Genomic DNA, 23,165 nt, shown 5'->3' on the forward strand with positions numbered 1-23,165 from the left:
GCTTTCGTGAGACGAGCGAACAAAGGGATGGATCCTGAAAGGCGGGTCGTCTGCGGCATCGCGGCCGTCGTTGCGGTCGTGGTGGCGTCCGTCGCGTTCTTCGGCTGGAGGGCGTGCGGGCGCTCCGTCGATGCCGTAGGCGTCGACGGAGCTGCGATCGAACTGAAGGTTAACTTGCGATGCGACGGCTGGTCGTCCGAGAACACCGGGCTGGGAGTGTTCGTGTCGGGTACGCAGATCGACGGGGCGACCTGCGACGAGCAACTCGTGTTCGAGGGGTCGGGCGTGCAGACCGCCTACCTCGGCGCGGGTTCGTACGAGATCGTCCCGCAGCTCCCGTCGCTCATGTTGCGCGACGGCACCGTGCTCGCCGCAGGCGATGCGGTCGCGCGCGACTACGGCGAGGGCTCTTCCGCAGCCGACGATCTCGAGATCGCGTACGCGGCGATCGACGCGCGCGACCTGTCCGAGGACGAGTTGCGCGCCGTCGCCGATTGCAGCTTCGTCTTCGAGGACGATGCGAACGCGGCGTTCGAGCGCGCTTTGGAGCGGAAGAGCGGGGAGGCGGACCATGAAGCGTGAGGTGCATCGCGTGGTGCGCACGCTGTTGGCCGCCGCCGTGCTTTTGGGAGCCAGCTTCGGCCTCGCCGCCCTGGAGACGGGCGAGGCGTTCGCGTACTCGTATAGGACCACGGATACAAAGACCATCTACAATCGAGCTTGGATCAGAGCGGACGCATCAGCGAACTACCTCGAGCTCATCGGCTCCGATCCCATCGGACCGCGCTTCGACATGCCCAGTTGGAACGCCCCCGGCGGCATCCATTCTCGCATCGAGGCGTATCGGTTCGCCGTATGGAGCGCCGCGAACGGTCAGGACGACCTTGTCTGGTACACCGGCGACAACGGTCGCTGGACGCGAGCGGGCGCCGTGATGGGAAGCGGCAAGCTCGACGGCAGCGGCAACGGCAACGGGTTCGGGTGCATCGCCACCTACGGTTACGGATGGGGAGGCTCCGTCATATCGAAGCACGGCGGGTTCGATGCGCTCATGTACTGCCATGTATACCTTCTGAATACGGACTACGGCTTGAATTGCTACGGGTCCGTTGATTTCTGGCCGCGCGTCAAAATACAGTACGACGCGAACGGCGGAAGCGGCGCGCCGGCTGCGCACTACAAGTACATCGGCACCACGGCGAACATCTCGTCGCAGAAGCCCACAAGGACGGGTTACACGTTCGAGGGGTGGTCGACGACGAAAAACGGCGCGGTGAACATCGCACCCGGCCAGAAGATTGGATACGAAGACTGGAACCTTCTGCAGTGCAGCAACATCCCGCACGATTGGGCGGGAAGCAGCCCGACGGCGTTCTTCCGCGACGAGGCTGCTGGGCAGCCGTCGCCTTCGGGGTCGAACATCATCCCGCTGTACGCAGTGTGGAAGCCGATATCCTACACCGTGTCCTACAACGGCAACGGCGCGACGGGCGGCAGCACCGCGTCGTCGTCGCACGTGTACGACGCGGCGCGCTCTCTCACGGCGAACGGTTTCCGACGCAGCTACACGCTCACCTGCGACGCGCAGGGAGGCTCGGCAGGCGTGAAGCGGCTGGACTGCACTTGGGGCTGGAAGTCATGGAACGAGCGTGCCGACGGAACCGGCTCGTCGTACGGGAACAAGGCCTCCGTCAAGAACCTTCGCGCGACGACGGGAACGACGAACCTCTACGCGCAATGGGACGAGGGTTACGTCGAGCTTCCCGATCCGGGGACGAAATCCGATTGCACGTTCAAGGGGTGGTACGACGCTCCTTCGGGCGGGTCGTTGATCGGCAAGACGGGCGATCGGGTTTCCGTCGCGTCGAGCACGACCTACTATGCGCGATGGCAGCCGTATGCGCGCATCGCCTACTACGCCGACGGAGCCGACGGGGCGGTGTTCTCGGAGTCAGTCGAGGCGGGATGCGCGTATCGGTCGAACAGCCAGGCGACGGCCCAGGCGACGAAGGCCGATTGCGCGGGTTTCGACGGCTGGTACCTCGACGCCGCGTGCACCCGGCCCTTCGCCGAAGGCTCGATCGTGCCCGAGGCGGGTCTCTCGCTGTACGGACGCAACCGCGTGACGGTTTCGTACGCCCTGACCGATCGCACCGTCGCGTTGTTCGCCGACCGAGAGCTTTTCGCTGACGAGGCGCGGCTCGAGCCGCTCGCCCGCATAGAGCCGCCTCCGTCGCGCGAGCTGTTCTACGGCGATCGCCTTTCGTTCGATCGGGGGAGCAGCGTGTGGTTCCAGCAGCACGACCGCATGCGCGAGGCAACGTGCGAGGCGGGCGCCTACCCGACGGCCGCAGGCGAGGGCGCTCCCGCCCGATCGGCCCGCATCACCGGCAACACTGTTGCGTACCTGCAATGGTCGGTTCCCGTGTACGACGGCATCGCGCTTTCCTAAACCTTACGCTTGCGTAATACTAACGTTGGAGTTATAGTTCGAGAGGAGCAGATCGCATGCCGCCGAAACCGTTCGAGATATATCGTCGACTGCTCAGAGAGGGCTGGCAGGACGTCGGAGGAGGCAAAGGCTCTCATCGGAAGCTGAAGCGGGGAGACCGAACGATCATGCTGCCGCTTCGTCGGAAAGAGCTGCCGAAGGGATTATGGGAGAGCATCCGCAAAACCGCTCGGTGGCGCTGAGGTGTGAAAAAGCGCGAGAGAGGACGAACCATGCGTTACATGTATCCTGCGATTTTCACGGAGAACGAGTTGGACGGCTATAGCGTGCAGTTCGTCGATTTCGAGAACGGCTACACCTGCGGTGACGACATGGAAGATGCCGTCGCGATGGCTGCGGAAGTCCTCTGGCTCCTCATCGACGACTACCTGCAGCTCGACAAGCCTCTGCCGAAGCCGACGTACCCGATCGAGCACGAAGGCCTGCTGGTCGCTCTATCGGTCGACGTCGATACCGAGCGGGGCGTGCTGACCACGAAGATGGCGGCGCACCTGCTCGGCGTGAGCGATGCCCGCGTGCGCCAGATGATCTGCTCGGGCCAGCTTGCCGCCAAGAAGCAGGGCCGCGACAACTACGTGTACCTTTCCAGCGTGAAGGAGCGTCTGAACAACCCGCCGAAGCCGGGCCGCCCGCGCAAGAGCGACCGCCTCGAAAGCGTCGCGGAAACGGCTTCGTAGCGCGAGGGCTAGACTCCAGCAGTCAGGCAGGAACGTTCTCCCGGACCGATGGCGAGGGCGGGGCCCTCGCCATCGACCGACGCGGTTCCCGCCCTCGCTCGTGCGCCTACCCGTGCGTGGCGTGCGCCGCAGCGGCATTGCCCCCGGCTTCCGAGCTCTGCACGCGCAGCCGTCCCGCCACCAGCGCCACCGCGAATATCGCCGCCGTGAACAGCAGCATCACGCCCATGTTCTCCAGAATGGGTATCACCGCCTCCGGCGTGGCCGCGCCCATGTCGGCCGCTGCTTGCAGCGCGCCCGTGTACCAGTAGGCGGGCGAGAAGTGCGCCAGCATTTGCACGGACGGATCCAGCAGGTCGAACGATATCCAGGCGCCGCCCAGAAACGAGATCACCATGCCCAGGATGTTGCCCAAGGCGTTGCTGGCGAATTCTCCCACGCCCAGCTGACCCAGCAGGTAGCCCACCGAAAGCGGGATCGTGGCGAACACGAACGACGCCGCGACCATCAGCGCGAGCCCCGGACCGCTGATCATCGACGTAGCCTCATGGAACACGGTGAATCCCAAACAGATCGTCCACAGCCACACCGCCGTCATGACCAGCAGGCTGCTCGCCGCCAGCTGCAGCCCGTAGGACAGGGACGGCAGCGGCGACACGAGGTTGCGTCGGCGCAGATCGGTGCGGTTGAGCGTGGTCATCATCACGCCGACGCACACGATGATGGAGGCGAACAGGGTGTAGGTGCCCCATTGGAGGAAGAACACGAACCGCTGCGCCTCGGACGAGGTTCCGCCCACTTCCACGCTGTCCGTTTCCGCCGATTCGGCCATGGCCTCGGCTGCGTGCTGCACGATATCGCCCTGCGAAGCCGATCCTTCGAGGCCGGCGTACGCGCCCGCGATGCCCAGGTACGAATTCACCATCTGGTCCATCAGGCTGCCCTCGGTGGAGTAGAAGCTGTACACCGTCTCGAGCGTCGGCAGCTCGTCGCCGGTGCGCGCGGCTTCCACGAACGCGTCGCCGAACCCTTCCGGAACGATGAGGATGTACGAGCTCTGACCCTTGGCCACGGCGTCTTGCAACGCCATCTGGCTGTCTTCGATGGGAACTTCGATGCCCTGCTCCCGCAAGTAGGCCGCCAACCCGTCCGACAGCGCGCTTCCGTCGCGATCGATCACGGCGAACTTCGTCTCGTACGGCGAGAACTCGCTGTCGTTCGTGCCGCCGAACGTCAGGCCGCTTGCGATGAACACGCCCATCATGCTCAGGAAGCCGGCGTACACGATGAGGTACATCGGGTGCCGCAGCACCGTCTTGATCGCGGTTTTAAAGACTTGCATAGCGCTGCCTCCTTATGAACAGAGCCGACGCGGCGAACAGTACCGCAGCCATGGCCAGCAGGATCAGGATGTGCTCGATCGTGCGCTGGTAGGTGTCGTAGTACATGATGCTGTAGAACGCTTGGGATATCTGCACGGCCGGGTTGACCAGCTGCGCCGCGGGCACCGCCGCGTTCACGGTATCGGCCAGCTTCATCGTGGGCGAGCCGTACAGCCCGGCGAACAGCGAGGCGAAGCACACGATGCCGGACAGCATGCCGCCCTTCACGCTTTCGTCGATCTTCGGCAGCGAGCCCAGCAGCGTGCCGAACGCCGTCGCCGTCAAGGCCGCGGCGGCGATCACGGCGATGCATATCGCATCTCGTCCGCCGAAATCCACGCCGGCGACGAACCGGATGTACAGATACGCGATGGCGATGCAGGCGAACGTCAGCACCCAGCTGGCGGCCAGCGTCGCCGTCAGCGTCTTCGCGCGGCTGAGCGCTCCCACGGCGCGCCGCGCCCCCAGCGCGCTCAGGTTCGGCTGCGTGCGGCAGATAGCGATCATCCCGATCTGCCCACCGAACAGTGCCGCCATGCCCAGCAATGCGAAGAAGTAGCGCACGGATTCTTTGGGCGGGTTCTGCGTGACGTCGATCTTCTCGGTGAGATCGCCGGCGTCCAGCAGCTTTTCCACCGCCGCCATGTCGGCCAGCGCGGCGGGGTTCTCGGCGGCGACGTCTTCGATGAGCGCCGCGTTGCGCACGTATCCGTCGCCGATGGTCTTCAAGATGGACTGGTAGGCGCTGTCCAGCGAGTCGGGCGTGACCCCCGCCTTCACGTGCACGGTGGGCATGCCGTCGGCGTCAACCGTGAAATACCCGGCCGCTCCATCGCCCGAGATGTTGAAGTAGCCCGCTCCTGCGGTATCGTTTCCGCTCATGAGATCGCGCGCCTCCTGCTCGGTGGCTACGCGCGCCACGTCGAGCATCTGGTCGGCTCCCGGCTCCGCCAGCGTGTCGATCATCTCCGAGAACCCCGGCGCCGCGTCGTAGTTCTCGTCGGCCACCACCGCGGTGGGGATGGGCTCGAACTGCCCCGCCTCGTCCAGGTTCGCGAACATGAACACGAACATCGTGGACAGGATCAGGGGAAACGCCAGCGACCAGATGAACACGCTCTTCTCGCGCACCAGCGCGAGCAGTGCGCCTTTGAATACGTTGAACATGATGTCCGCCCCCTAATCGCGCAGCTCGGTGCCGGTGATCTCGAGGAACACGTCGTTCAGCGTCGGCGGCTCGGCGTAGATGCGCCCGAACTGCGCGCCGTCACGCTGCAGCACGGCCAGCACGTCGCTTACGTTGTGCGTGCCGTTCTGGCAAGCCAGTTCCAGCGTGCCTTCGCGGTAGAGCGTGCGGGTGACATGGGGCAACGCGTCCAGGCGCGCCAACGTGGCTTCGTCCAGCTCGGGCACGTCGATCTGGATCTTCTCGCCCGTGCCGATCATGGCCTTGAGCTCGGCGTTCGTGCCCGTGGCCAGCGCCTGGCCGTGGTCCATGATCATGATGCGCGTGCAGATCTCCTCGACTTCCTCCATGTAGTGGCTCGTGTACACCACGGTGGAGCCTTGGCGGTTCATATTCTGGATGCCTTCGAGGATGGCGTTGCGGCTTTGCGGGTCCACGGCCACGGTAGGCTCGTCGAAGAAGATGAGCTCGGGCTTGTGCGCGATGCCGCATGCGATGTTCAGGCGACGCAGCAGGCCGCCCGAGAGTTTCCGCGGGCGGAACTTCTCGTAGTCCTCCAGGCCGACGAACGCGATGGCCTCGTCAACAAGGTCGCGGCGCTTCGCGCGGTCGTTCACATACAGCGCGCAGAAGTAGTCGATGTTCTCGCGCACGGTCAGCTCCTCGAACACGGCCACGTTCTGCGGCACGATGCCGATCCTGCGCTTCAAATCGTAGCTGGACGGGCGCATGGTCTGGCCGAACAACTCGATAGTGCCCTTGTCGTAGGTCAGCAGCTGCAGGATGCAGTTGATGGCGGTGGTCTTGCCCGACCCGTTCGGTCCTAAAAGGCCGAACACTTCGCCCGATTCGATGTGCAGGCTGAAATGATCGAGCGCCAGCACCTCGTTGTAGCGCTTGACCAAGTTGTCGACGGCTACGATGTTCATGGTTCCTCCTCGTGGCGGTTCCGTTCCGCGATTTCGTTGTCGGCACCATCATGCCCCTGTAGCGGTTTCCACGTAAGTGTGCGGCGTCATCGGTCTCAACCGGAGCCATGACATTTGTCATGGACCTCGTCCGGTTCGTCATTTTGTCGCGTCCTCGTGCCGCGCTGCGCCTTGCCGCCCGCTATACTGATGGCCATGGATCGGGTTATCGACGAAATCATCCTCGTTGCGCTGTGCTTGCTGCTTTTGCCGTTCGCGGCGTTCTCCGGCGCGCATGTCGCGGCGCTCCTGTGCGCCATCGTGGTGGCGTGCTGCTTCGACGTGTACCCGCATGCGCGGCTTCGCTTCGCGGCGGCGGGCGCGTACGAGCTGGCGGCGCTGTTCGTCCCGGAGTTCTCCGCGTTGCTGCCGGTCGTCGCGTACGTGCTGTTCGGCGAGCGGTTCTGGCTCGTGCGGCTGTCCTGGATCATGCCGCTGGCGGCCGCGCTGCGCACCCAGGACGTTCTGCTCGTCCCCGCGGCCGTGCTGTGCGCGGCTGCCTGCCTCATGGCGTGGCGCACGAAACGCGCGGGCGAGGAGCGCGAGCGCTACCGCGCCCTGCGCGACGAGCAGCAGGAGGCGTCGCTGTCGCTTGCGAACAAGAACCGCGAGCTCATGGCCGCGCAGGACTACGAGGTGCGCTTGGCCACCCTGTCCGAGCGCAGCCGCATCGCCCGCGAGATACACGACAACGTGGGTCATCTGCTCACAAGATCGGTGCTGCAGGTGGAGGCGTTGCAAGTGGTGCACGCCGACGACGAGTGCGTTCGCGGCGGGCTGGCATCGGTGGGCGCGACGTTGCACGAGGTCATGGACACGGTGCGCAAAAGCGTGCACGACCTGCACGACGATGCGTTCGATCTACGCGCGCGTCTGGAAGGCGTCATCGGCGCCTGCGGCTTGGACGACGTGCGCCTCGTGTACGACGTCCAGGATGTGCCGCTTCCCGTCGCCTACGGCGTGGTGGCCGTCGTCCGCGAGGCGCTGTCGAACGTGGCGAAGCACAGCGACGCCACGCGCGTCGACGTGTCGGTCATCGAATACCCGGCTCTCTACCAGCTCATCGTGCAGGATAACGGTTCGCGCGACGGTGCACGTTCTACGGCGGTGGATGTCCCGACCGCGCAGGCCGGCATCGGTTTGCAGACGATGGAGGAGCGTGTGAGCTCGCTGGGCGGGCGCCTGCGCACCGGCTACCGCAAAGGCTTCCGCGTGTTCGCCACCGTGCCGAAAGAACCGTCGAAGGAGAAATCATGATCAGGACGCTTATCGTCGATGACGACCCGTTCGTTCGGATGTCGCTGCAGACCATCCTCGAAGCGCAGGACGACGTGGAGGTGTGCGCGCTCGGCGCCGACGGCGACGAGGCGGTCGAGCTGTTCGAGCGCGAACGGCCCGACGTGTTGCTCATGGACATCCAGATGCCGGGCTCCGATGGCCTCGGCGCGGCCGAGCGCATCCTGGGCGCGCACAAGCACGCGCGCATCGTGTTCCTCACCACGTTCTCCGACGATGAGTACATCGTGCGCGCCCTGCGCCTGGGGGCGAAGGGCTACCTCATCAAGCAGGAAGTGGCCACCATCGCGCCGGCCTTGCGCACGGTCATGGCCGGTCAGAGCGTGCTTGGCGGCGAGGTGCTTGATCGCATGGACGTCCTTATGAGTCGAGGACCCGCATGCGCGGAGAACGCGCCGGGCGGCGAGATGCGCAGCGGCCTCACCGAGCGCGAATCTGCCATCGTGGAGCTGGTGGCCGAGGGTCTCGATAACAAGGAGATCGCCGCCAGGCTGTACCTCAGCGAGGGCACGGTGCGCAACCACATCAGCGCCATCCTCCAGAAGCTCGATCTGAAGAATCGCACCCAGCTGGTCGTCCGCTACTACCGCGACCGCTGAATGAGACAGGGGAATGAGACAAAGGGACGGGGGCTACTTGAACGCCGCTTCGAACAGCTCCTCGGCTTCTTTCTGCAGCTTCTCTTCGATGGCGAGGTACGTATCCAAAAGCTTGTTGCCGGCTTCGGTCAGGTCGCTGCCGTGAGCGCCGTCGCGGTTCAGCAGCTGCAAGTCGAGCGCCGCCTCGGTGTCCTTGATGATGCGCCAGGCCTTGCTGTAGGCCATGCCCATGCCCTTGGCAGCGGCGTTGAGCGAGCCGGTTTCGCGCACGCCCAGGCACAGGCTGGCGATGCCGCGGCCGAACAGAGAGCCGCTTTCGGCATCCGGGTTCATGATGGAAAGCCTGATCGTCGGCTTCAGGTTCGCAAGGTCGCTCATGGGATTCCGTCCTTTGCTTGTTGCTTGCGCATGCATGCGCGTCAGTCGTCCAGGTGCTCGAGGAAACGCAGTGCCGCCGCCTCGATGTCGTTCGTGCCGCCGTCGATGACCTCGTCGAAGCGGATGGGAAGCGCGTCCAGCTCAGCCAGGCCGTGGGGGATGTCGTCGACGCCCGTCTCGCGCGCGATCAGCTCGTTCAGCTTGCAGCCCGACAGCGCGGCCACGTCGTCGGGCAGCGGCGCGCCAGGCTCGATGCCGTGCAGCGCGCGGTACACGTTGTCGCCGAACTTGGCCCAGTGCGCCGTGCTCGCGATGAGCACGGGGTTCTCGCCCCGAAGGTTCTCGGCGGTCTGGTAGGCCACGGCCGTGTGCGGGTCCAACAGGTAGCCGTGCTGCTCGAACACGCGCTTGATGGTGTCCAGGCACGTGGCGTTGTCGATGGAGTCCGACGCGAACAGCTCCCGCACGCGGGCGAAGGTCTCTTCGTCCACGCGGAAGCGGCGCTGCCCGCGCAGGTCGGCCATCCAGCCGGCTATGGCGGCGGCGTCGCGTCCCGTGAGCTCGAACAGCTGACGCTCCAGGTTCGACGAAACGAGGATGTCCATGGACGGCGAGGGCGTCAGCACGAAGGGGCGCTCGGATATGTCGTAGGTGCCCGTGTTGATGAAGTCGGTGAGCACGCGGTTCTCGTTGCTGGCGCAGTACAGCATGCCCAGCGGCACGCCCATGCGCTTGGCGTAGTAGGCGGCCAGGATGTTGCCGAAGTTGCCCGTGGGCACGCATACGTCCAGCTCGTCGCCCAGGTTCAGTTTGCCGTCGGCCGCCAGCTGCGCGTAGGCCGACACGTAGTACACGATCTGGGGCATGAGGCGCCCCCAGTTGATGGAGTTCGCGCTGGAAAGAGCGATGCGGTGCTCGTCCTGCAGCTTCTTCGCAAAGGCCTCGTCGCCGAACACGTTTTTCGCGCCCGTCTGGCAGTCGTCGAAGTTTCCGCGCACGCCCCATACCTGCACGTTGCGCCCGCGCTGCGTGGCCATCTGCTTGAACTGGATGTCGCTCACGCCGCCGTCGGGGTACATGACGCCGATGGACACGCCGTCCACGTCGCGGAAGCCCTCGAGCGCGGCTTTGCCCGTGTCTCCCGAGGTGGCTACCAGGATGAGGAAGTCGTGGTCGAGCTTGCCCTGCTCGCGCAGCTGGGCGGCGCTTGCGGAGAAGAAACGCGGCAGGCACTGCAGCGCCATGTCCTTGAACGCGCTCGTGGGGCCGTGCCATAGCTCCAGCACGTGGGTGTCGGCCGAAAGCGACGTGATGGGGCAGATGCGCTCGTCGTCGAAGTTGTCGCCGTAAGCCTGGGCCATAAGCGCTTCGACGGTTTCGGCGGGCAGATCCACGTCGAACGCCCGATAGATGCGCGCCGCGCGCTGGGCGTACGGCAGCTCGGCCAGCGCTCCGATCTCGTCGAGGGAAAGCTCGGGGATGCGTTCGGGCACGTACAAGCCGCCGCCCGCGGCCAGGCCGTCGATGACGGCTTCCGTAAAGGTGACGGGGCGCTCGCTTTGCCCGCGCGTGTCGGAGTAGAGGTTTTGAGCCATGTCCTGCACTTTCATCCGTGTTCCGCCGAACTGGTATCGCGTCTCAGTATACTATGCTGGGAATTGTCCCGGCGGCAGAATCGGCGGAGGATCTTCACGCAATTTGCAAGCGGCCGCGTTCCCGCCCTGCTTGCTCGACCTGGGTTTCCAGGCGCCTTCCGTTCCGTAACGAATCAACCTGCGCCCCGCTGCCGCGGCGAAGCCCGGTACGCTGAGCGTCGTATGCGTTACGGAAGCGAGGTGCAGACGATGGGCGAGCCCGCGAACAGAGGACGACGATCCTCCTCCGGCGGCATGATGATGCACGGAGTGAACCTCAAGCGGCGGTTCTTCGTGAGCCTCGTGCTGGCGGTTCCCATCCTGCTGCTGTCGTCGCCGATGGGGCTCGCGCTGCCCATCACGCTGTCGTTTCCCGGCTCGGACTGGCTCGTGGCCGCGCTGGCCACGGTGCTGTTCGTCTACGGCGGCTGGCCGTTTCTGCGCGGCGCGGCGGACGAGGTGCGCAACCGCAAGCCCGCCATGATGACGCTCGTGGCGCTCGGCATCACCACGGCCTACGTCTACAGCATGTACGCGTTCGCCATGGGCAGCGTCGCGCACGACGGCGGCATGCACATGGACTTCTTCTGGGAATTGGCCACGCTCATCGTCATCATGCTGCTGGGCCATTGGATCGAGATGCGAGCCGTCATGGGCGCAGGGGACGCGCTCAAGGAGATGGCCGAACTGCTGCCGGCGCAGGCGCACGTGAAGCAGGCGGACGGCTCCTTCGCCGACGTGCCGCTCGACGAGGTGCAGGTGGGCCAAACCGTCATGGTGGAGGCGGGGGAGAAGGTGCCCGCCGACGGCGAGGTGACGGACGGCTCGTCGTCCGTCAACGAGGCGCTCGTCACGGGCGAGGCGCGCGCCGTGGAGGCGCATGAGGGCGACACGGTGTTCGGCGGCTCGCAGAACGGCGACGGCACGCTGTACGTGCGCGTCACCGGAACCGGCCAGTCGGGCTACCTCGCCCAGGTCATGCAGCTCGTCTCGCAGGCGCAGCAGGAGAAATCGCGCGCCGAGGTGCTGTCCGACAAGGTGGCGCGCTGGCTGTTCTACGCCGCCGTGAGCGTTGGTCTCGTCGCGTTCGTCGCGTGGCTCGCCGTCACCGGCAGCGTGTCGGACGCGCTCACGCGCATGGTCACCGTGTTCGTCATCGCGTGCCCGCACGCGCTGGGCCTGGCCATTCCGCTCGTGGCGGCGCGCTCGACCTCGCTCGGCGCGCGCAACGGCCTGCTCGTGCGCCGCCGACGCGCCCTCGAGGTGGCGCCGCGGGTGAACGTGGTGATGATGGACAAGACGGGCACGCTCACCGAGGGCGACTTCCGCGTGGCCGAGGTGCGCGCGGTGGGGAAGCGGAGCGCCCCCGCCGGTGACGCCTCCGACGCCCCCAACGTCCCCGGCGCCCCCGCCGACGATCGCGCGCTCGCGCTCATAGCGGGCCTCGAGCAGTCGTCGTCGCACCCGCTGGCCGCCAGCATCGTGGCCGCCGCGCAGCAGCGCGGCGTGCAGCCTGCGGCCGTGCGCGACGTGCAGGCCGTGGCGGGCGTCGGCGTGAAGGGCGTGCTTGAAAATGGCTCGCACGCCCTCATCGCGAACGCGCGCTATCTGGACGAGCAGCGCATCCCCTACGATCGTTCCGCCTTCGACCAGCTGGCAGGCCGTGGCCTCACCGTCAGCTACCTCGTGATCGACGGCGAGGTGCGCGGCGTGGTGGCGCAGGGCGACCAGATCAAGCCCACCGCCCGCGAGGCGGTGCGACAGCTCAAGGCGCGCGGCATCGCGCCCGTGATGCTCACCGGCGACAACGAGGCGGCGGCCCGCGCCGTGGCGCACACGCTCGGCATCGACGAGTTCCGCGCCGGCTTGCTGCCCCAGGACAAGGTGCAGCTCGTGCAGCAGCGCCGCGATGCGGGCGACGTGGTGATGATGGTGGGCGACGGCATCAACGACGCGCCGGCGCTGGCCCGCGCCGACGTGGGCGTGGCCATCGGCGCGGGCACCGACGTCGCCATCGACTCCGCCGACGTCGTGCTCGTGAAAAGCGACCCCGAGGACATCGTGCGCCTGCTCGACCTCGGCACGAACACCACGCGCAAGATCAAGCAGAACCTCTGGTGGGGCGCCGGCTACAACATCGTGGCCATCCCGCTGGCGGCCGGCGTCCTCGCGCCGGTGGGCATCCTGCTCAGCCCCGCCGTGGGCGCGGTCCTCATGAGCCTGTCCACCGTCATCGTCGCCGTCAACGCGATGACCCTCAAAAACAAATGAGGCGACCGCGCCCCGCGCCCTGCAGCGTCCTCGTCCCAGTCCAACAATATGCGGAAAATGTTAGCTAAGGCTTCCATTCCCCGAGAGTTTGCTATAAGATACTTTTGTTACATGAAGCTAACTCGATGGGAGTCACCATGGACAACGCAACGGTTGCGAGCATGCAGGGAACGGTCGGTCGTACGGACGCAGGGTCTGCGCCGGGCATCGCCTGCCAGCAGATGCCGCTTTCGTTCCTGAAGGGCGGCGAGACGGGCACCATCGCGAAGGTGCGCGGTCGCGGCGATCTGCATCATCATCTGGAGAACCTCGGCTTCGTCGAGGGCGCGCAGGTGACGGTGGTGTCCGAGGCTGCCGGCGACCTCATCGTCGAGGTCAAGGGCATCCAGGTCGCGCTCAACCGCCAGGTCGCGGCGCATATCATCACGAACGCCGCCGCGTAGCACCTCCGCAAGCCACGCACGAGCACGAACGGATGTTTCACGTGAAGCATCTGCCGTGCCGTTTGGCGTGCGCGCATCGAGTTGGCATCACCGCAAGGAACCTCAAGGAAAGGAAACGGGGCATATGGCAGAAGTTCAAGATCGAACGCTGCGCGACGTGGCCATCGGCGACACCGCCACCGTCCGTCGCCTGACGGGCGAGGGCGCGCTCAAGCGTCACATCATGGACATGGGCATCACCAAGGGGACGAGCGTGTTCGTTCGCAAAGTCGCGCCGCTGGGCGATCCGATCGAGGTCACGGTGCGCGGATACGAGCTGTCGCTGCGCAAGAGCGAGGCGGAGAGCATCCTCATCGGCTGACGTTGCCAGGCGTGAGCGCCAGGTGACGAGGATAGAGGCGCCGCGGCGCTTCTTTTTTGGGACTGAGTTAGTAGCAGCTAACTTAAAAACGAGCCAACGGGGGATTGCAGACCCCCGACCGGCTTCGAAGCAGATGGAAAGGCTGATCATGGGAATTCGCATAGCGCTTGCCGGCAACCCGAACTGCGGCAAGACGACGATGTTCAACGATCTGACCGGCGCCAGCCAATACGTTGGCAACTGGCCGGGCGTGACCGTTGAGAAAAAGGAAGGGAAGTACACCCGCGACAAAGACGTGATCATCACGGACTTGCCGGGCGTGTACTCGCTGTCGCCGTACTCTCCCGAGGAGATCGTGACGCGCGACTACCTGTTGGACGGCGGCCCCGACGTCGTCGTGAACCTCGTGGACGCGACGAACCTCGAGCGCAACCTGTACCTGACCACGCAGATCCTCGATCTGGGCGTGCCCGTCGTGGTGGCGCTCAACATGATGGACCTCGTGAAGAAGAGCGGCGACAAGATCGACGTGGCCGGCCTGTCGAAGCAGCTGGGCTGCCCCATCGTCGAGACGACGGCGCTCAAGGGGCACGGCATGGCCGAGCTCATGGAAACCGCCGTCAAGGCGGCGAAGGCCGGCAAGCCCGCCGAGCCGAAGATGCCCTTCGACGCGCAGGTGGAAGAAGCCATCACGAAGATCGAGGGCATTCTGGGCAACCGCGTGTCTCCGGCAACCGCGCGCTGGTTCGCCATCAAGCTGTTCGAGGGCGAGGAGCGCACCGTCGCCAACATGAAGCTCAGCGCCGCCGACCTCAAGGCGGTCGAGGCGATTCGCGAAGAGGTGGAGAACAAGCTCGACGACGATGCCGAGAGCATCATCACGTCCGAGCGCTACAACGCCATCACGCACGTCATCGACAAGACGATGAAGCGCTCGCACAAGGGCATGACCACCACGCAGAAGATCGACCGCGTGGTGACGAACCGTTGGCTGGGCCTGCCCATCTTCGTGGTGGTCATGGCGCTCGTGTACTACCTGGCCATCTCCGTGGGCACGGGCGTGGTCACCGACTGGGCCAACGACGGCATCTCCGGCGACGGCTTCCTGTACACCGGCGGCGCGGCCTACGAAGAGGCCGTGGGCGAATGGGAAGGCGAGCAGGCCAACATCGAAGCCTACCTCGCCGCTGCTGAGGAAGACGGCATCGACGTGGAGGGCGCGACCGCGGCCCTCGAAGCCGAAGAGCCCACCGCTGCCGACGAAAGCGCCCTCGCCGCATTCCAGGAGGATGCCGAGAAGGCCGGCGTCGTCGGCATCGTCGAGGACGAGGAGACCGGCGAATCCGCCGAGGTGGACGCCGCGGCCTTTGCAACCGCCCTCGAAGCTGAAGAGCCCGACGCTTCCGACGGCTCGTGGGGCCTGTGGATTCCCGGTTTGGGAGCGGTCATCGGCAACGCCCTCGAGGCGGTCGACGTCGCGCCGTGGCTGCAGAGCCTCGTGATGGACGGCATCGTCGCGGGCGTCGGCGCCGTGATCGGCTTCATTCCCCAGATGATCATCCTGTTCCTGCTGCTCGCGCTGCTCGAAGGGTGCGGCTACCTGGCGCGCGTCGCGTTCATCATGGACCGTGTCTTCCGCCGCTTCGGCCTGTCGGGCAAGAGCTTCATCCCGATGCTCGTCGCGTCCGGCTGCGGCGTGCCCGCCGTCACGGCCACGAAGACCATCGAGAACGAGAAAGACCGTCGCATGACCATCATGACGACGACGATGATCCCCTGCGGCGCGAAGATGCCCATCATCGCGCTCGTGTTCGGTGCCATCGCCGGCGGCAACACCGAGGCTACCTGGTGGATCGCCCCGCTGTTCTACTTCCTGGGCGTCATCGCCATCATCATCTCCGGCATCATGCTGAAGAAGACCAAGATGTTCGCCGGCCCCACCTCGCCGTTCGTCATGGAGCTTCCTTCCTACCACATGCCCACGGTGAAATCCATCCTGATGTCCACGTGGGACCGCATCAAGGGCTACATCGTCAAGGCAGGTACGATCATCTTCCTGTCCACCATCGTCATCTGGCTGCTCATGAACTTCGGTGACGCGGGCGAGGGCTTCGGCTTGCTCGATACCGAGATGGACGACTACATCCAGTACAGCCTCATGGCGGGCCTGGGCAACGGCATCGGCTGGATCTTCGCGCCGCTTGGCTTCGGAGACTGGCAGGCAACCGTCACGTCCATCACCGGCCTCGTGGCGAAGGAGAACGTCGTCGCCACCGTCGGCATCCTGACCAGCCTGGGCGATGTGGGCGAAGCCGATCCCACCATGTGGGCCGCGTTCGCCGCCCTCTTTGCGGGCTCGGTGCCGGCCATCCTCGCCTTCTGCGCCTTCAACCTGCTGTGCGCGCCGTGCTTCGCCGCCATCGGCACCATCTGGCGCGAGATGGGCACCGCGAAGTGGACCTGGTTCACCATCGGCTACATGACCATCTTCGCGTGGTGCGTGGGATTGATGTTCTACCAGTTCGGCGGCTTGCTTACCGGCGAGATCGGCTTCAACGTGTGGACGGTCGTGGCCATCGTGGTCCTGGCCGGCATGCTGTTCCAGATTTTCCGCCCCATGCCCACCTTCGACAAGAAGAAGGACAAGGTCGCGGGCGAGCTTGAAGCCGAGGGCAGCGTCGCGTAGGCGAAGCGGCTTCGGGCCCGAGGGAACCCCCTCGGGCCTGTGCCCCGATGTTCCGAGAAAGGACGCGCTATGTTTGGTTTGGAGTTCACGCCGTCTACGGTGGTCGTCGCGCTCATCGTGCTGGCGCTCGTGTTCCTCGCGGTTCGCCGCTTGGTGCGCAACGGCATGTGCGATTGCCATAAGGGAGACGACGCGCACGGCGGATGCGCCGGAGGATGCGGCGGCTGCTCGGGCTGCGGCGCTGCCAGCGCCATGGTGGCCGACATGCAGAAGCGAGCCGCTGCGGAGTCGCACCGCTAACCGCCCCATACGCAGAGCGTCGTAACGCGATCAACGAACGGATGTTTCACGTGAAACATCCGTTTCGTCGTTTACGGGGGCAGAGGGCACGGGGGCAGGGGAGCGGGGATGCCGTGGTCGCCCCCCCCCACTCTCTCTCCGTAGCCGCCCCTCCCTCCGATATGTGGAGGAATTGTAAACCATGGTAAACTTCTATTGCCCCGCAGCAAAAGTTATCGTAGACTAACAATTGTCAGCGGGGCCGAGGAAATCGAACCCGCAGGCACCTCCTCTTTTTGCTGACACGGTGGTGGGGACTCTCCTCTCGTCTGGTCGTCCACCACACAGCACGCCGGCGAGGGACCCCCTTCCCTCGCCGGCTCCTCCAACACCCCTTGCACCGCCATCCGGTTTCAACTGGTTCCGCCTGTCGTGTGGTACCATGGAACGACGAACAAAAGGAGGGTTCCGTGGAAAAAATGTCCATGTCGCACGAGGACTACCTTGAAGCCATCGTGATGCTGGGAGGCACGACGGAGGTGTCGGTCAGGTCGGTCGACATCGCGACGAAGCTCGACGTGTCGAAGGCCTCGGTCAACAAAGCGATCAGCTCGCTCAAGGAAAAGGGTCTTGCCGACCAGCCCTATTACGGCGACATCACGCTCACCGAAGAAGGGTACGCCTACGGCATGTCGGTCCTCGACCGCCATCACATGCTGTTCACGTTCCTCACGAAGGCGCTCGGCATCCCCGAGGAGCAGGCCGAGAAGGAAGCCTGCCTCATGGAGCACGCCATCAGCGACGAATCGTTCAAAAAATGGAGTTCTTATATTAACAAGCTCGACCTGTAAGCGGGTTTCGCCCCGCTTTCCCTGACCGTTTTCCTCGGTCACGCGAGCATTCAACAAGTTCTTAACGACGCGCCCGCCCGCCCCGCCCTCGGTGGCAGGGCGGGCGTCGGTGTGGTATGCTTTCCCCAGCTTCTGCATTAAACAAACCAAACACGAAACACGATGCACAGAGGAGCCCCTTTCCTTGGCAACGCAGCCTTATATTCTCTCGTTTGACGAGGCGAAACGCGACACCCGTGCGCGCCGCCCCTCTTCTGCTGCGCCCGAATCGCGTCCCGTGATCCATTCCGTCGATGCCATCCCCGCATTCGAGTCGCCCTTCCGCCAGGCAGGCGAGGGGCGGGGGAGCGCGCGAACGGCGGCGCACGCGCGCCCGTCGGGCGCTGCGCGGCGATCGTCCGCGGGAGCCGGCGACGGTTCGTTCGCCCGCATATCGACGTTCGATCGTCCCGCAGGCCGTCATGCGGCGCCGCGTCCGGCGTCGTCGAGCTCGCGCCGTGCATCGAGCTCGTACGGCACGGGCCGCTTCTCCTCGTTCGACGAGCGCATCGAGGAACAGCCCGAAGAGGAAGTCGAAGAGCGCCGCCTGACCCGCAAGGAGCAGCGCAAGAAGGCGCGCGCCAAGAGCAAGGCCGAGCGCGCGTTCACCAAGCAGTTCGGCGGCTCGAAGCCGTCCGATGCCTCGCAATCGGGCCCGCGCGCCGCGGTGTACAAGGGCGAGATGGGCGCGAAGCACCGTCAGGCCGCGCGCATGCAGAACGCGGAGAGCCCGCAGGCTTCGGCGAAGCGCGGCTTCTCGCTGGGATCGCTCGCATCGCTCAAGTCGTCGCCGAAGTTCATCGCGAGCGCGGCCGTCGCCGTCTGCCTCGTGCTCTCGTGCGCCTTCCTGTACCCGCCGGCGCAGCAGTACTACCATGCGCTGCGCGAGCGCGACCAGCTGGCCGCCGAGTATGCGGCGCTCGAGGAGCGCAACGGCGCCCTCGAAAGCGACGTCTCGTCGCTGCAGACCGACGCCGGCATCGAGGATCGCGCCCACGAGCAGTTCGGATGGGTGAAGAAGGGCGAGGAGACGGCGAACGTGCGCGGCCTCGACCTTGACGAGGACGAGGCATCCACGTTCCGCGCCAACATCACGCCGGGCAGCGTCGAGGCGCCGGAGACGTGGTACTCGCCGTTCCTGGACGCCCTGTTCGGCGTCGAGTAGACCGAGGGAAGGGGTCGCCATGAGCGCCATCGCGGAGCCCGAGAGTACCGAAAGCGGTTTCCAGGCGGGCCGATACGCGGCCATCGACATCGGCACCGTGACGTGCCGCATGCTCGTGGCCGACGTGGACGAGGCGGGGCGGCTCCATGAGCTCGACCGCGAGTACACCATCACGAACCTCGGCGAGGGCGTGGACGCGACGGGCGTGCTGAAGCCCGCGGCCATGCAGCGCGTGGCCGATGCCGTGGCGCGCTTCCTCGACGTGCTGCGCGGGTTCGCCACGCCGGAACATCCCGCCATCACGACGAGGGCCATGGCCACGTCGGCCGCGCGCGACGCGCGCAACGCCGACGAGTTCGAGGCGCTGATGGCGGGCTTGGGCGTCACGCTGTCCGTCATCCCCGGCGAGCGCGAGGCGGCCCTCTCCTTCGCGGGCGCGTCGTGCGACTTCCGGGGGGAGCGCCTGCTCGTGGTGGACATCGGCGGCGGCTCGACCGAGGTCATCGCCGGGCGCGCGGGCAGCCGGCCCGATCGCTCGCACTCCTTCAACATCGGATGCCGTCGCGTGACGGAGAAGTTCTTCGCGGCCGATCCTCCCGGCGCCGGCGAGCTCGAACGGGCCCGCGCGTGGGTGGAGGAGGGGATGCGCCCCTACTTCGACGAGCTGCGCGGGGCGGGCTTCGCACCCGAGCGGCTGGTGGCGGTGGCCGGCACGGCCACCACGGTGGTGTCGATCCACGAGCGCATGGAGGTGTACGACACCTCCCGCGTGCATAAGGCCGTCATCACGCGCCCCATGCTCGACGGGGTGGCCGACCAGCTGGAACGCGTCCCGCTCGCGCAGCGCGAGCGCATCGTCGGGCTCGATCCGGGCCGCGCGCCCGTCATCGTGGCCGGCATGGTGATCCTGCAGACGGTGCTCGACCTGGCCGGCGTCGATTCGTTCACGGTCAGCGAATCGGACATTCTCCACGGCATCATTTTGGACGAAGCGGCGCGCTGAGGTCCCGCCGTCCGATAAAGTTTGCTACCATAGGGCCTGCTCGTTTTCAGCGGGCCGTCGCACGCGGGGGCGTGGCGGAATTGGCATACGCAGGAGACTTAAAATCTTCCGGCTTCGGCCTTGCGGGTTCGAGTCCCGCCGCCCCTACCACCTTGCGCTTCATGGTGCGGCGAGCGCCACGGAGGCGACGCCTCCCGCTTCCTACTCCTCGTCGTACGCTTCCAGCACGGCGGGCAGCGACGCGGTCACGACGTTGCCGACGGCCGGCAGCCCGATGAGCACCGCGCTGATCACCTCGTCGCGCGTGGCACCGTGCATCTTCGCCATCTTCACGTGGAACGGCAGGCCGCTGTCGAGACGGGCCGCCGCCATGACGGCGAGGTAGGCGAGAGCGGCGGTCTTGTCGTCGAGCGCGCTGGCCGCGCCGAGCGCCTGCACCGCCTCCGACCATGCCTGCTGGTGCTGCGGAGCCTCTTGGGCGAATGCCTGGAATGCGGGGCTGACGTTCATGGACGCCTCCTTCTCGCGCGGGATTTTCGATGCTCCCAGTGTAGCAAGCGAAGCGTCGCTTGACGCAAAGCGTTGCATACTCTCAACCTGATATGCGGAGAAACCCGGAAAAATAAGCCGCTGGCGCAGCGCACGGAAAGCGCCCGCTTTTCTTTGTGATACCATGTCGAGCGGATCATTCGCCCAGGCCTACAGAGAAAGTGCTATGGAGACAATCAACGAAATCATCGCAGCCGTAGAAGAACCTCCCGAGTCGTTCGAGCAGTACCTGACGTCGTACGCCGACCGCGTGGGCGACCTGGTGAACTCCTTCATCCCGAAGGGCACGCACGCGGACATGGACCGCTACCTGTACCAGCCGCTCATGGCGTACAGCCAGAACGGCGGCAAGCGCCATCGCCCGCTCATCTGCTTCGCGGCCTGTCGCGCCGTGGGCGGTGACATGGCGCGCGCGACCAGCGCCGCGGCCGCCATCGAGCACTTTCATACCGCGGCCCTCATCCACGACGACATCGCCGACGAGGCCGAGCTTCGCCGCGGCGAGCCGTGCATGCACCTCACCGAGGGCATGGGGCTGGCCATCAACGCGGGCGACCTCGCGCTGTCCCTCGTCAACGGCACGGTGGTGTCGGATGAGAACCTCGACGATGCCACGAAGGTGCGCGTCATCACCGAGCTCATCGACATGACCCGCCGCACCATCGAAGGCCAGGCGCTCGACATCGGATGGGCGCGTGACGGCCGCTACGACATCACGCCTGAAGACTACCTGGTCATGGCCACGCACAAGACCGCGCATTACTCCGGCGCGGTGCCCCTGGCCATCGGCGCCATCATCGGCGGCGGCACCGAGGTCGAAGTCGAGGCGCTGCGCAACTACGGCCTGGACACCGGCCTCGCGTTCCAGATCCAGGACGACCTGCTGAACCTCGTGGGCTCCGAGGAGAGCACGAAGAAGGACTTCCGCAACGACATCACCGAGGGCAAGCGCACGCTCATGGTGGTGCACGCGCTGCAGCACTCCGACGATCGCGACCGCCTCATCGACATCCTGTCGTCGAAGGAGAAGGACCAGGCCGTGCTCGCCGAGGCCGTCGCCATCATGGAGGCGTCCGGCAGCATCGACTACGCGCGCAACTACGCCGAGAACCTCACGAGCATCGCGAAGAACCGCCTGACCGACATGGTGCGCCCCTCCACGGCCCGCGACCTCCTCGTCTCCATGGCCGACTGGTTCGTCAGCCGCTTGAAGTGATCTGATCTACGTTTCGAGATGCACCTCATCAGGGCCCGGATTCGTCCGGGTCTTTTTTAGCGCGCCAACTCCTCCTGCACGAGGTCGATCAGCTCTTCGCGGCTGTGAACGTCCAGCTTCTGATGGATGTGGTTGATATGCGTTGACGATGTTCCCGGCGAGATGCACAGGGCCTTCTGCACGTACGTCATGTTGCGGCCCTGCGCCACCAGCTCGAGCACTTCGGCTTCCCGTGCCGTCAGACCGTAGCGCTCGGCAAGCGCGTGCGCCGCGGCGGCAGGGGTACTCTCGCGCTCGCGCTCCGCGGGGGCTTTCAGCCCGATGCGGCCGAGCATCACCGCGACGGTCAGGCACAGGATGGCGTAAGCGGCGAACATGATCAAAAGGATGTCGAAGTCGATGGCGATCTTCATGATGTCGAACAGGAGAATGGCCGCAGCGTAGCCGACGATCATGCCGATGAGGCCGAACGAACGTGTCCAGAACACGAAGGTGAACGATCCGATGTGAAAGTACTTCTTGGCATTGCTCGGGCCGACGCTGCAGATGATGGCCTCGCAGATGACGATGAACGCCACGACGGCCGGCAGCGTTTCCTGCAAACCGTAGCGAAGGAACGGCGGGAGCAGCAGACCGAGCGAGGCGAGCGGGATGAGCACGGTGGTGACGAGGGAGGCGTGCCGTTGCGGCAACAGCATCCAAACGCATCCTGCGATGACGAGGACGAGCACGGTCCATCCCGCGAGGAAGGGGTCGATGCCGGCGGGTATCATGAAGTTCTCGACGGTTCCGGTGCGCCGGTTCAAAAGCGAGAAGAAGCTGATCATGAATCCGAATACGAACAGGATGACGATGAGGTACAGGGGAAACGGAGGCTGGATCGTCACGCTGGGCGCAGTTCGTGCCGACGCGCGCGTTCGATAAGCGCCTAGTGCCGCCGAGACGACGGGCAACACCCCGCCGAACAGAATGGCCGATCGTGCGCCCAACTGTATGGATACGAGGACGATGACGATGGTGAGCAGGCTGCAGAGCGCTAGGAACAGCGGTCGCTCCTGGGAGGTCTCGGACGAGATATGCTCGCACCATGCGAGGACGAGGATGGCCGATGCGCCGCACGCGAACAAGCGCGACCAGGCGACGGGAACCATCTCGGGTGAGAGAAGGCTGACTGTCTGCAAAATACACGCGGTTCCGGAGCCCGCGAGCCCGAGGACGAACAGGTGCGACCCGTGCGCGCGAGGCCCCAACAACCCGACCGCGACCAAGGCGACGACGTTGCCGCATATCAGAGCAACGTTCTCCGGTGCCAGCCCGATGGACTCCGCAATCTTGATTTCCGACGACCCGAACATGATGGCGACGTATCCCCAGAAAAGCGCCGAGGCGAACGCATCGAGCGCGATGCCGCCTCTTTGAATGTCGGAGCGGGCCGGTTTGGCGACAACTCGACTCTTTTCTCCCCCTGTGGCTTGCTGCATTGCATTCTCCCCGGTGAGCTGCGTGTCAAATACTTTATATGATGGACAGATCCCCTTGCTGCGGCGCGTAAATCATATACCTTGTTCGATGTTTTCGCGCTTCGTTCCCCTGTACGCTCCTCGCCGTCAAAGGCCCTTTGCGAGATGCGCGTCGAAGCGATTTCGCGGCCTATGGTAGCGGAAAACAAG

At 65.4% G+C, this 23,165-nt stretch carries 22 protein-coding genes and 1 tRNA gene; 16 read left to right on the forward strand and 7 right to left on the reverse strand.

Annotated elements, in window-relative coordinates; translation table 11 throughout:
- The first annotated feature begins 6 nt into the window (after positions 1-6).
- Genes ELEN_RS02790 through ELEN_RS02800 form a run of 4 tightly spaced genes read left to right on the forward strand, consistent with a single transcriptional unit; the run spans position 7 to position 3,189 of the window.
- Positions 7-582 (forward strand): hypothetical protein, encoded by a 576-nt coding sequence (locus tag ELEN_RS02790; protein ID WP_226844565.1) that lies wholly within the window; start codon positions 7-9, stop codon positions 580-582.
- On the forward strand, positions 572-2,452 hold the full coding sequence (locus ELEN_RS02795) for an InlB B-repeat-containing protein (protein WP_009608183.1): 1,881 nt from the start codon (positions 572-574) through the stop codon (positions 2,450-2,452). Before ELEN_RS02790 ends, ELEN_RS02795 begins: the two co-directional genes overlap by 11 nt.
- A 56-nt stretch (positions 2,453-2,508) precedes the next feature.
- On the forward strand, positions 2,509-2,694 hold the full coding sequence (locus ELEN_RS15855; RefSeq protein ID WP_009306170.1) for a type II toxin-antitoxin system HicA family toxin: 186 nt from the start codon (positions 2,509-2,511) through the stop codon (positions 2,692-2,694).
- Positions 2,695-2,724: 30 nt separating this feature from the next.
- The gene (locus tag ELEN_RS02800; protein ID WP_009306171.1) at positions 2,725-3,189 is read left to right on the forward strand and encodes a type II toxin-antitoxin system HicB family antitoxin; all 465 of its coding nucleotides are present in this window, start codon (positions 2,725-2,727) and stop codon (positions 3,187-3,189) included.
- Positions 3,190-3,295: 106 nt separating this feature from the next.
- On the opposite strand, the gene ELEN_RS02805 is transcribed toward ELEN_RS02800, so the two are convergent.
- The 3 genes from ELEN_RS02805 to ELEN_RS02815 are packed head-to-tail and all read right to left on the reverse strand — an operon-like array spanning position 3,296 to position 6,686.
- A complete protein-coding gene (locus ELEN_RS02805) occupies positions 3,296-4,531 on the reverse strand; it encodes an ABC transporter permease (RefSeq protein ID WP_009306172.1) in 1,236 nt (411 codons plus the stop codon).
- Complete coding sequence (locus tag ELEN_RS02810; RefSeq protein WP_015760039.1) at positions 4,518-5,738, reverse strand: ABC transporter permease; 1,221 nt, start codon at positions 5,736-5,738, stop codon at positions 4,518-4,520. Before ELEN_RS02810 ends, ELEN_RS02805 begins: the two co-directional genes overlap by 14 nt.
- Positions 5,739-5,750: 12 nt before the next feature.
- The gene (locus ELEN_RS02815; RefSeq protein WP_009306174.1) at positions 5,751-6,686 is read right to left on the reverse strand and encodes an ABC transporter ATP-binding protein; all 936 of its coding nucleotides are present in this window, start codon (positions 6,684-6,686) and stop codon (positions 5,751-5,753) included.
- A gap of 195 nt (positions 6,687-6,881) precedes the next feature.
- Between ELEN_RS02815 and ELEN_RS02820 the strand changes: the two genes are divergently transcribed.
- Together ELEN_RS02820 and ELEN_RS02825 are read left to right on the forward strand one after the other, a co-directional pair.
- Entirely contained in the window at positions 6,882-7,982 is a 1,101-nt protein-coding gene (locus ELEN_RS02820; protein ID WP_233946860.1) for a sensor histidine kinase, read from the forward strand.
- The gene (locus ELEN_RS02825) at positions 7,979-8,620 is read left to right on the forward strand and encodes a response regulator transcription factor (RefSeq protein ID WP_009306176.1); all 642 of its coding nucleotides are present in this window, start codon (positions 7,979-7,981) and stop codon (positions 8,618-8,620) included. Before ELEN_RS02820 ends, ELEN_RS02825 begins: the two co-directional genes overlap by 4 nt.
- 33 nt (positions 8,621-8,653) lie before the next feature.
- Here ELEN_RS02825 and ELEN_RS02830 read toward each other — a convergent pair whose 3' ends face one another.
- Together ELEN_RS02830 and thrC are read right to left on the reverse strand one after the other, a co-directional pair.
- Complete coding sequence (locus ELEN_RS02830) at positions 8,654-8,998, reverse strand: winged helix-turn-helix domain-containing protein (protein ID WP_009306177.1); 345 nt, start codon at positions 8,996-8,998, stop codon at positions 8,654-8,656.
- A gap of 41 nt (positions 8,999-9,039) precedes the next feature.
- A complete protein-coding gene (gene thrC / locus ELEN_RS02835) occupies positions 9,040-10,593 on the reverse strand; it encodes a threonine synthase (RefSeq protein ID WP_226844571.1) in 1,554 nt (517 codons plus the stop codon).
- A gap of 222 nt (positions 10,594-10,815) precedes the next feature.
- On the opposite strand from thrC, the gene ELEN_RS02840 reads away from it, so the two are divergent.
- From ELEN_RS02840 to ELEN_RS02880, 9 genes are all read left to right on the forward strand, one after another.
- Positions 10,816-12,903 (forward strand): heavy metal translocating P-type ATPase, encoded by a 2,088-nt coding sequence (locus ELEN_RS02840; protein ID WP_015760041.1) that lies wholly within the window; start codon positions 10,816-10,818, stop codon positions 12,901-12,903.
- Positions 12,904-13,040: 137 nt separating this feature from the next.
- Positions 13,041-13,346, forward strand: a complete 306-nt coding sequence (locus ELEN_RS02845) for a FeoA family protein (protein WP_227101188.1) — start codon at positions 13,041-13,043, stop codon at positions 13,344-13,346.
- A 124-nt stretch (positions 13,347-13,470) separates the two neighbouring features.
- Complete coding sequence (locus ELEN_RS02850) at positions 13,471-13,707, forward strand: FeoA family protein (protein ID WP_009306180.1); 237 nt, start codon at positions 13,471-13,473, stop codon at positions 13,705-13,707.
- A 148-nt stretch (positions 13,708-13,855) separates the two neighbouring features.
- Positions 13,856-16,393, forward strand: a complete 2,538-nt coding sequence (locus ELEN_RS02855; protein ID WP_009306181.1) for a FeoB small GTPase domain-containing protein — start codon at positions 13,856-13,858, stop codon at positions 16,391-16,393.
- Between the two features lie 69 nt (positions 16,394-16,462).
- Positions 16,463-16,693 (forward strand): FeoB-associated Cys-rich membrane protein, encoded by a 231-nt coding sequence (locus ELEN_RS02860; RefSeq protein ID WP_009306182.1) that lies wholly within the window; start codon positions 16,463-16,465, stop codon positions 16,691-16,693.
- A 449-nt stretch (positions 16,694-17,142) separates the two neighbouring features.
- Positions 17,143-17,523, forward strand: a complete 381-nt coding sequence (locus tag ELEN_RS02865; RefSeq protein WP_009306183.1) for a metal-dependent transcriptional regulator — start codon at positions 17,143-17,145, stop codon at positions 17,521-17,523.
- 184 nt (positions 17,524-17,707) lie between these two features.
- Positions 17,708-18,727 (forward strand): FtsB family cell division protein, encoded by a 1,020-nt coding sequence (locus ELEN_RS02870; protein WP_015760043.1) that lies wholly within the window; start codon positions 17,708-17,710, stop codon positions 18,725-18,727.
- 19 nt (positions 18,728-18,746) lie between these two features.
- Complete coding sequence (locus tag ELEN_RS02875) at positions 18,747-19,730, forward strand: Ppx/GppA phosphatase family protein (RefSeq protein WP_009306185.1); 984 nt, start codon at positions 18,747-18,749, stop codon at positions 19,728-19,730.
- A gap of 65 nt (positions 19,731-19,795) precedes the next feature.
- A tRNA-Leu gene (locus ELEN_RS02880) sits at positions 19,796-19,880 on the forward strand.
- A gap of 51 nt (positions 19,881-19,931) precedes the next feature.
- On the opposite strand, the gene ELEN_RS02885 is transcribed toward ELEN_RS02880, so the two are convergent.
- Positions 19,932-20,240 carry a carboxymuconolactone decarboxylase family protein gene (locus ELEN_RS02885; protein ID WP_015760044.1) on the reverse strand — a complete coding sequence of 103 codons (309 nt, stop codon included), beginning with the start codon at positions 20,238-20,240 and terminating at the stop codon, positions 19,932-19,934.
- A 205-nt stretch (positions 20,241-20,445) separates the two neighbouring features.
- Between ELEN_RS02885 and ELEN_RS02890 the strand changes: the two genes are divergently transcribed.
- The gene (locus ELEN_RS02890; protein ID WP_009306187.1) at positions 20,446-21,495 is read left to right on the forward strand and encodes a polyprenyl synthetase family protein; all 1,050 of its coding nucleotides are present in this window, start codon (positions 20,446-20,448) and stop codon (positions 21,493-21,495) included.
- Between the two features lie 56 nt (positions 21,496-21,551).
- Here the strand turns inward: ELEN_RS02890 and ELEN_RS02895 are convergent, their stop codons facing one another.
- Complete coding sequence (locus ELEN_RS02895) at positions 21,552-22,976, reverse strand: helix-turn-helix transcriptional regulator (RefSeq protein WP_009306188.1); 1,425 nt, start codon at positions 22,974-22,976, stop codon at positions 21,552-21,554.
- Positions 22,977-23,165 lie beyond the last annotated feature (189 nt).

Source organism: Eggerthella lenta DSM 2243 (assembly GCF_000024265.1).
Taxonomy (GTDB): Bacteria; Actinomycetota; Coriobacteriia; order Coriobacteriales; family Eggerthellaceae; genus Eggerthella; species Eggerthella lenta.

What these genes read in the sequence shown, in the direction of transcription:
- ELEN_RS15855 (WP_009306170.1), top strand. Translation starts at nt 2,509, where the DNA reads ATGCCGCCGAAACCGTTCGAGATATATCGTCGACTGCTCAGAGAGGGC.
- ELEN_RS02895 (WP_009306188.1), bottom strand. Translation starts at nt 22,976, where the DNA reads ATGCAGCAAGCCACAGGGGGAGAAAAGAGTCGAGTTGTCGCCAAACCG.
- ELEN_RS02875 (WP_009306185.1), top strand. Translation starts at nt 18,747, where the DNA reads ATGAGCGCCATCGCGGAGCCCGAGAGTACCGAAAGCGGTTTCCAGGCG.
- ELEN_RS02800 (WP_009306171.1), top strand. Translation starts at nt 2,725, where the DNA reads ATGCGTTACATGTATCCTGCGATTTTCACGGAGAACGAGTTGGACGGC.
- ELEN_RS02795 (WP_009608183.1), top strand. Translation starts at nt 572, where the DNA reads ATGAAGCGTGAGGTGCATCGCGTGGTGCGCACGCTGTTGGCCGCCGCC.
- ELEN_RS02845 (WP_227101188.1), top strand. Translation starts at nt 13,041, where the DNA reads ATGGACAACGCAACGGTTGCGAGCATGCAGGGAACGGTCGGTCGTACG.
- ELEN_RS02820 (WP_233946860.1), top strand. Translation starts at nt 6,882, where the DNA reads ATGGATCGGGTTATCGACGAAATCATCCTCGTTGCGCTGTGCTTGCTG.
- ELEN_RS02850 (WP_009306180.1), top strand. Translation starts at nt 13,471, where the DNA reads ATGGCAGAAGTTCAAGATCGAACGCTGCGCGACGTGGCCATCGGCGAC.
- ELEN_RS02815 (WP_009306174.1), bottom strand. Translation starts at nt 6,686, where the DNA reads ATGAACATCGTAGCCGTCGACAACTTGGTCAAGCGCTACAACGAGGTG.
- ELEN_RS02830 (WP_009306177.1), bottom strand. Translation starts at nt 8,998, where the DNA reads ATGAGCGACCTTGCGAACCTGAAGCCGACGATCAGGCTTTCCATCATG.
- thrC (WP_226844571.1), bottom strand. Translation starts at nt 10,593, where the DNA reads ATGGCTCAAAACCTCTACTCCGACACGCGCGGGCAAAGCGAGCGCCCC.
- ELEN_RS02825 (WP_009306176.1), top strand. Translation starts at nt 7,979, where the DNA reads ATGATCAGGACGCTTATCGTCGATGACGACCCGTTCGTTCGGATGTCG.
- ELEN_RS02840 (WP_015760041.1), top strand. Translation starts at nt 10,816, where the DNA reads ATGCGTTACGGAAGCGAGGTGCAGACGATGGGCGAGCCCGCGAACAGA.
- ELEN_RS02860 (WP_009306182.1), top strand. Translation starts at nt 16,463, where the DNA reads ATGTTTGGTTTGGAGTTCACGCCGTCTACGGTGGTCGTCGCGCTCATC.
- ELEN_RS02890 (WP_009306187.1), top strand. Translation starts at nt 20,446, where the DNA reads ATGGAGACAATCAACGAAATCATCGCAGCCGTAGAAGAACCTCCCGAG.
- ELEN_RS02805 (WP_009306172.1), bottom strand. Translation starts at nt 4,531, where the DNA reads ATGCAAGTCTTTAAAACCGCGATCAAGACGGTGCTGCGGCACCCGATG.
- ELEN_RS02810 (WP_015760039.1), bottom strand. Translation starts at nt 5,738, where the DNA reads ATGTTCAACGTATTCAAAGGCGCACTGCTCGCGCTGGTGCGCGAGAAG.
- ELEN_RS02885 (WP_015760044.1), bottom strand. Translation starts at nt 20,240, where the DNA reads ATGAACGTCAGCCCCGCATTCCAGGCATTCGCCCAAGAGGCTCCGCAG.
- ELEN_RS02855 (WP_009306181.1), top strand. Translation starts at nt 13,856, where the DNA reads ATGGGAATTCGCATAGCGCTTGCCGGCAACCCGAACTGCGGCAAGACG.